The 6,894-nt window shown below is 67.9% G+C and carries 6 protein-coding genes; 4 read left to right on the top strand and 2 right to left on the bottom strand.

Going from position 1 to position 6,894, the window contains the following annotated elements; genetic code table 11:
* Positions 1-65: 65 nt before the first annotated feature.
* Together ASE89_RS09790 and ASE89_RS09785 are read right to left on the bottom strand one after the other, a co-directional pair.
* The gene (locus ASE89_RS09790) at positions 66-542 is read right to left on the bottom strand and encodes a GreA/GreB family elongation factor (protein WP_056676808.1); all 477 of its coding nucleotides are present in this window, start codon (positions 540-542) and stop codon (positions 66-68) included.
* Positions 543-561: 19 nt separating this feature from the next.
* The gene (locus ASE89_RS09785; RefSeq protein ID WP_056676806.1) at positions 562-2,565 is read right to left on the bottom strand and encodes a lytic transglycosylase domain-containing protein; all 2,004 of its coding nucleotides are present in this window, start codon (positions 2,563-2,565) and stop codon (positions 562-564) included.
* A gap of 79 nt (positions 2,566-2,644) precedes the next feature.
* Here ASE89_RS09785 and dapA point away from each other — a divergent pair, with 79 nt between their 5' ends.
* The 4 genes from dapA to ASE89_RS09765 all read left to right on the top strand — a co-directional run bounded on the left by dapA (position 2,645) and on the right by ASE89_RS09765 (position 6,886).
* Entirely contained in the window at positions 2,645-3,544 is a 900-nt protein-coding gene (gene dapA / locus ASE89_RS09780) for a 4-hydroxy-tetrahydrodipicolinate synthase (RefSeq protein WP_056676803.1), read from the top strand.
* 115 nt (positions 3,545-3,659) lie between these two features.
* Positions 3,660-4,142, top strand: a complete 483-nt coding sequence (gene smpB / locus ASE89_RS09775) for an SsrA-binding protein SmpB (protein WP_031395420.1) — start codon at positions 3,660-3,662, stop codon at positions 4,140-4,142.
* Between the two features lie 78 nt (positions 4,143-4,220).
* Positions 4,221-4,706, top strand: a complete 486-nt coding sequence (locus ASE89_RS09770; RefSeq protein ID WP_042466983.1) for a DUF2062 domain-containing protein — start codon at positions 4,221-4,223, stop codon at positions 4,704-4,706.
* A gap of 92 nt (positions 4,707-4,798) precedes the next feature.
* Positions 4,799-6,886, top strand: coding sequence for a M13 family metallopeptidase (locus ASE89_RS09765; protein WP_056676800.1), 2,088 nt, complete (start codon positions 4,799-4,801; stop codon positions 6,884-6,886).
* Positions 6,887-6,894 lie beyond the last annotated feature (8 nt).

Below are 6,894 nucleotides of genomic sequence, written 5' to 3'. Positions count from 1 at the left end.
ATGTTTCGCCTACCGCCCCCTCCGTCTGGCACGAGCCAGACACCTCCCCCTGGCGGGGGAGGATTTCAGGGATAGGCGATCGCGATGACCTCATATTCGCGCTCGCCCGCGGGCAGGTCGACGCGGCGGACGTCGTTGATCGCGGCACCCCTCAGCGCCCGTGCGAACGGCGAATTCCAGCCGATCCGCCCATTGCCCGCATCGGTCTCGTCATCGCCGACCAGCGTGAGCACGCGTTCGACATCCTCCTCGTCCGCCACCGTCACGCACGCGCCGAACCAGATGCGGCTGCGGTCCTCCTGCGCGGCGGGATCGACGACCTTGGCCGCCTTCATCCGCCGCGACAGCCAGCCGAGCCGCCGGTCGATCTCGCGCAGCCGCTTGCGCCCATAGATATAGTCGCCATTCTCCGACCGGTCGCCATTGCCCGCCGCCCAGGAGATCACCTCGACGAGCTTCGGCCGCTCGCTGCCGAGCAACAGCTCATATTCCTCGCGCAGCACCGTATAGCCTGCCGGGGTGATGTAATTGGGCCGATCCATGCGCGCCGTCTCGTCCGGTTCAGCCCGGCCGGGTCTTGCCGAGATACCAGGACGTCCGCGCGACGCTGCGGCTCTTGGCGCGGGCGGGGTTCATCAGGTCGTAGACGACCGCATTCTCGATCACGCGCTGCACATAGTTGCGCGTCTCCTGATACGGGATCGCCTCGATCCAGTCGATGATGTCGACCGCGCCGGTCCGCGGGTCGCCATTGGCGCGCAGCCACTTGTTCACATTGCCGCCGCCCGCATTATACGCAGCAATCGCAAGCGGATAGCTGCCATAGTTCGCATAGATACGCTGGAAGTAGCTCGACCCCAGCATGATCGAAAGATTGGGATCGGTCGTCAGCGACGCCTGGTTGTAGGCCAGCCCGATCTTACCCGACTGCTCGCGCGCGGTCGCAGGCATCAGCTGCATCAGCCCGCGCGCACCCGCATGGCTGACCGCGGCGCGATCGAACTGGCTCTCCTGCCGCGAGATCGCGTGGATGATCGTCCAGTTGTCCTCATAGCCCGCCGGCACGCTGACGGTCGGGAAGCCCGCCGCGGAATAGTCGCTGAGCCCGTTCGCCAGCGCGCTGCGCCCGACCATCACGCCCAGATCGGGGCGGTTGATGCGCGTCGACAGTTCGGCAGCGAGCGCATGGTCGGTGTCGGTCGTCGCATCCGCGGCGATCTGGCGGACGAACGCGGTCTGGTCCTGCCAGTCCGCGATCTGGCCGAGGAACTTGACCGCGCGCACCGTCTCGCGCTGCTCGAACGCGGCGCGCACCGCGGGGGCGATCGCAAGGCTGGCCATCGGCGGTGGCGGGGTCAGCGCCCGACCCATCCGCTCGGTCGCGAGCTGCCCGTAATATTGATCGCGGTAGCCGGCCGCCTGCGTGTAGAAGGCGGTGGCATCGGCCTGCCGGCCCGCCGCCTCGGCCGCGCGTCCCGCCCAGTAATAGCCTCGCGCCCGCACCACCGGCGAATTCGACCCACGCGCATAGCGGTCGAACAGCGTCATCGCATCCGCCGGCCGCCCGAGCTGCTTCATCGCCGCCTGCCCGCCGAGCCAGGCGAGATTGGTATATTCGTCACGCTCGGCATAGGATTTGGCCGAGATGTTCGCCCCCGCCGGATAGGCATCGTCGATCTGCCGCGCGATGTCATAGGCGACCTGCCACTGGCCGTCATTCGCCGCGCCGCGCGCATTGGTCACCAGGATCTCGTACCATTCGCCCGCATTGCCCGGCCGCGCGGTCAGCGCCCGTGGGCGCGCCAGCCAGGCGCGCGCGCTCGGGCTCGCACCGCTGTTGCGCAGCCACACCGCGCGGTCGGCGACATAGCCGGCGTCGCCGCGATAGGTCTCCATCGTCGCCGCCGACAGGTCGGACGCGTTCGGCGCATTGGTCCGGAAGGCGAGCCGCGCCTCGAACAGCGCGCGTTTCGCGGGGCTCACCAGCAGGATCTGGCGCTGCGCTGCACTCGTCTGCCCCGACCAGAGCAATGCGTCCATCCGCGCATCCTGATCGTCGCTTGACAGCGCGCCCGGGAAGCCCGTCGTCACCGCGACCTGGTCGATCGGCGTCAGCCCGCCCGATCGCCATGCGGTGCGCACCGCGGCATAGGCCCGGTCGCGCTGCCCGGTCGCCTGCAATGCGCGTGCATAGGCAAGATTGCCCGCCGCGGACTGCGGCGGATAGCGCGTGAAGAACGCGACGACGCTGCCCGCCGCACCGCTGCCGATCGCCGCCTGCCGCTCCGCCGCGCGGCGATTGGCGGTCTCGTTCGGCCAGCCGGGATGCGCCATCAGGAACCCGGCATAGCTGTCGAACGGCAGCGCATCGGTCTGTTGCAGCGCGCGCCACTGCGCGATCGTCGAGGCGATCGCGCCGTCGCTCGCCATCGGCTGCGCCTGCGGGCCAATATTCGAAAGCTGCGTTCGGTACCGGTCGAGCGTTTCCTGTCCGACCCCTGAAGATACCGCCGTGCCGGCCAGAGCCGCCAGGACGATGCTCGATTTGAACGCCAATGCTACCATGTGGACAGGATAGCAGTTCAACCCGTATCTGTCCTGAACGAAACGCCCGAATTCAGCGCGGCAGGAGCGCAATATACCGATGTTTGCAGGTTTTTCCTTTGCCGGGTCGATCCCGGCGCTCGTCACGCCGTTCGCCGCGGACGGCAGTTTCGACGAGCAGGCCTATCGCGATTTTGTCGAGTGGCAGATCGCCGAGGGCTCGTCCGCGCTGGTCGCGTGCGGCACCACGGGCGAGGCAGCGACCCTGTCCTATGACGAGCATTTCCACGTCGTTCGCGTCTGCGTTGACCAGGCGAAGGGCCGCGTGCCCGTGATCGCGGGGGCAGGGTCGAACGACACACGCGTCGCCTCGGCCAATCTGCGTGCGGCGCATGAGGCTGGCGCCGATGCCGCGCTGATGGTCCCGCCCTATTACAACCGCCCGAGCCAGGAGGGGATCTTCCGGCATTTCGAGGCGCTCGCCGCCGATGCGCCGCTGCCGATCATCCTCTACAACGTCCCCGGCCGTACCGTCACCGACATCCAGCCCGCGACGCTGGCGCGGGTCGTCACCGCCTTTCCGCAGGTGTTCGTCGGCGTGAAGGACGCCAGCGGCGTGCTCGCGCGCGTCTCGCAGCACCGCGAAGCCTGCGGACCCGACTTCTGCCAGCTGTCGGGCAATGACGACCTCGCGCTCGCGTTCAACGTGATGGGCGGCACCGGCTGCATCTCGGTCACCGCCAACGTCGCGCCGAAGCTGTGCGCGGAGTTTCAGGCGGCCTGCCAGGCGGGCGATTTCGTCACCGCGCTCGCCTATCAGGACCGGCTCTATCCCCTGCACGACGCGCTGTTCACCGACGCGTCGCCGGGCCCGGTCAAATACGCCATGGCGCGGGTACGGGCCGGCTTCCCCGAGACGCTGCGCCTGCCGATGACCCCCGCGGGCGACGCCTCGCGCGCCGCGGTCGACGCGGCGCTGGCGCACGCCGGCCTGGTCTGATCCCCGTCCGTCATCCTGACGCACGTCAGGATGACGGGAGGACCGACAATTAACGTCCAACGCGATACGACGCCCGCTTCCCCTTCGCCCTCCGACCTCCTACATCGCGCATCCCATGGCACGCCCCAAACCCCCGACCTTCGAAAAGACCAAGATCGTCGCCGAGAACCGGCGCGCGCGGTACGACTATTATATCGAGCAGGTGTTCGAGGCGGGGATCGCGCTGACCGGCACCGAGGTGAAGGCACTGCGCGGGGGCGAAGGCTCGATCGCGGAGGCCTATGCCGAGGTGAAGGGCAGCACGGTCCAGCTCGTCAATTCGAACATCCCCGAATTCAGCCACGGCAACCGCTTCAATCATGAGCCCAAGCGGCCGCGCAAGCTGCTGCTGCACGAGCGCGAGATCAACAAGATGTTCGGCGCGGTCGCGCGCCAGGGCATGACGCTCGTGCCCTTGATGATCTATTTCAATTCCAAGGGCCGCGCGAAGGTCGAGCTCGCGCTCGCCAAGGGCAAGCAGAACCACGACAAGCGCGACTCGGTGAAGGAACAGGACTGGAAGCGCGAGCAGGGCCGGATCATGCGGGATCGTGGATAAGCCGTGACCAGGGCGCCGGTCGGTCTTTTCGGGCGCCTCGCGGCGTGGTCGCATCGCAATCTGCCGACCCGCGATTCGATGGAGCGCAACCGCCTGTTGCGCCCCGTCGCGCACCGCGTGCTCGCGCCCGAACTGTGGCGCTTCACCCGGCGCTCGGTGCCGCGCGGCGTCGCGCTCGGCATGGTCGCGGGGATCCTCGTGCCCGTCGCGCAGACCCCCGTCGCCGCCTTGTTCGCGCTGCCGTTCCGCGCCAATGTGCCGACCGCCGCGCTGACCACCTTCATCACCAATCCGCTGACGACCCCGCCGCTCTGGATCGCCGCCTATTGGATCGGGTCGTGGATGCTGCGGATCGACGCGCATGTCCCCGGCCAGCCGGTCGCCGAAGCCGCCGCGCAGGCCGACTGGATCCCCTGGCTGATGCAGGCGGGGCCTGCCACCGCGCTCGGTCTGCTGGCGATCACCGTGGTGGCCTCGATCGGCGGCTATGCGCTCAGCGCACTCGGCTGGCGGCTGTGGATTGCCCGCAAGTGGCGGCACCGCCACGATAATCGCGGATCGTAACAATCGTCACTATCTGTCGCCCGACGAATTGACGGAGCGTCTTATCGGCGTAGAACACACCGCATCCTGAAGTTCTTCCCCGAGGGTCCTTGATGCGTACGTCGATTGTCACCGCCATTCTGCTCGCCTCCGCCGCAACGGTCTCGGCCCAGACCAGTCAGACCCCGGCCCGACGGGCCGCGCCGTCGCCGGCGCTCGCCGGTGTGGCCAGCGGTCCCGTCGCGCCGAAGGATGCGAACAAGCCGCAGATCGGCGATTTCGGCTTCGACATGGCCGGGCGCGATACCGCGGTGAAGCCCGGCACCGACTTTTTCGACTATGCCAATGGCGGCTGGGAGAAGGCGACGCCGATCCCCGCCGATCGCTCGTCCTACGGCATGTTCCACGTCCTCCAGGACCTGTCGCTCGAACGCACCCGGACGATCCTCGACGCCGCGACGGCAAAGCCCGGCGACAAGGTCGGTGATTTCTACGCCAGCTTCATGGACGAGGCGGCGGTCAACGCGAAGGGCGCGGGGCCGGTGAAGCCGATGCTCGCTGCGCTCAAGACGACCACAGACAAGACCGCGCTCGTCACCCAGATTGCGAAGCTGCAGCGCCAGGGGGGCGGCGGGCTCGTCGGCGTCGGCGTCCAGCAGGACGACAAGGACCCGACCACCTATGTCGTCGGCTTCGGCCAGAGCGGCCTCGGGCTGCCCGATCGCGACTATTATCTGAAGGACGATGCCAAGCTCGCCGCGGTCCGCACCGCCTATCAGGCGTATCTCGCGCAGATGCTGACGCTCGCGGGCGAGCCCAACGCGGCCGCGCGCGCCGCGGCGGTGTTCGCGATGGAGAAGGGCCTCGCCACCGCGCACTGGACGCGGATCGAGAGCCGCGACGCGGACAAGACCTACAATAAATGGACCGCCGCCGACTTCGCGGCCAAGGCGCCCGGTTTCCCCTGGGCCCAGTACATGACCGCGATGGGCGTCACCGGCCGTCCCTTCTACCTCGTCGCGCAGCCGAGCGCGCTGACGGGCGAAGCGAAGGTCTTTGCCGATACCCCGGTGAACGTCCTTCAGGACTATGCGATGCTCAAGGTGCTGCGCGCCTATGCGCCCTATCTCTCGAGCGATTTCGACAAGGCCAATTTCGGCTTCTACGGCACCACCCTGTCGGGCACGCCCGAGCAGCAGGTCCGCTGGAAGCGCGGCGTCTCGACCGTGTCGGGCGCGATGGGCGAGGCGATCGGCGAGCAGTATGTCGCGAAATATTTCCCGCCGGAATCGAAGGCGGCCGCCGATCAGCTCGTCAAGAACGTCATAGCGGCGATGGGCGACCGGTTGCGCAACCTCGCCTGGATGGCGCCCGAGACCAAGACCAAGGCGCTCGCCAAGCTCGCCGCCTTCACCCCCAAGATCGGCTATCCTGATAAATGGCGCGACTATTCCGCGCTTCAGGTCCAGCGCGGCGACCTCGTCGGTAACGTCGCGCGCGCCAACGCGTTCGACTATGATCGCGACCTCAAGAAGCTCGGCCAGCCGATCGATCGCGGCGAATGGTTCATGACGCCGATGACGATCAACGCCTATGCCAATCCGACGATGAACGAGGTCGTCTTTCCGGCCGCGATCCTCCAGCCGCCGTTCTTCGATCCGAAGGCGGACCCGGCGATCAACTATGGCGGCATCGGCGCGGTGATCGGTCACGAGATCAGCCATCACTTCGACGATCAGGGCCGCAAATACGACGCCAGCGGCAAGCTCACCGACTGGTGGACGCCGCAGGACGTCGCGCGCTTCAAGGTCTTCACCGACGCGCTGGTCAAGCAGTACGACGCCTATGAGCCCTTGCCCGGGCTGCACGTCCAGGGCGGCCTGACGCTCGGCGAGAACATCGCCGATCTCGCCGGGCTGACCGTCGCCTATGACGCCTATCACCGCTCGCTCGGCGGCAAGCCCGCGCCGGTGATCGACGGCACCACCGGCGACCAGCGCTTCTATTATGGCTGGGCCGGCGTCTGGCGCAGCAAGTTCCGCGAACCCGCGCTGCGCCAGACGCTGCTGTCCGATCCGCACTCGCCGGGTCACCAGCGCGTCCTCACCGTCCGCAACCTCGACCCCTGGTACGCGGCGTTCGGCGTGAAGCCCGGCGAGGCCAGCTACCTCGCCCCGGCGGCCCGCGTCCGCATCTGGTAATCCGCTGA

Origin of the sequence: Sphingomonas sp. Leaf30, assembly GCF_001422525.1 — a bacterium.
In the GTDB taxonomy this organism is placed as follows: Bacteria; Pseudomonadota; Alphaproteobacteria; order Sphingomonadales; family Sphingomonadaceae; genus Sphingomonas; species Sphingomonas aerolata.
This window is presented reverse-complemented; position numbering and strand designations above follow the sequence as displayed.

What these genes read in the sequence shown, in the direction of transcription:
- smpB (WP_031395420.1), top strand. Translation starts at nt 3,660, where the DNA reads ATGGCACGCCCCAAACCCCCGACCTTCGAAAAGACCAAGATCGTCGCC.
- dapA (WP_056676803.1), top strand. Translation starts at nt 2,645, where the DNA reads ATGTTTGCAGGTTTTTCCTTTGCCGGGTCGATCCCGGCGCTCGTCACG.
- ASE89_RS09770 (WP_042466983.1), top strand. Translation starts at nt 4,221, where the DNA reads ATGGAGCGCAACCGCCTGTTGCGCCCCGTCGCGCACCGCGTGCTCGCG.
- ASE89_RS09790 (WP_056676808.1), bottom strand. Translation starts at nt 542, where the DNA reads ATGGATCGGCCCAATTACATCACCCCGGCAGGCTATACGGTGCTGCGC.
- ASE89_RS09785 (WP_056676806.1), bottom strand. Translation starts at nt 2,565, where the DNA reads ATGGTAGCATTGGCGTTCAAATCGAGCATCGTCCTGGCGGCTCTGGCC.
- ASE89_RS09765 (WP_056676800.1), top strand. Translation starts at nt 4,799, where the DNA reads ATGCGTACGTCGATTGTCACCGCCATTCTGCTCGCCTCCGCCGCAACG.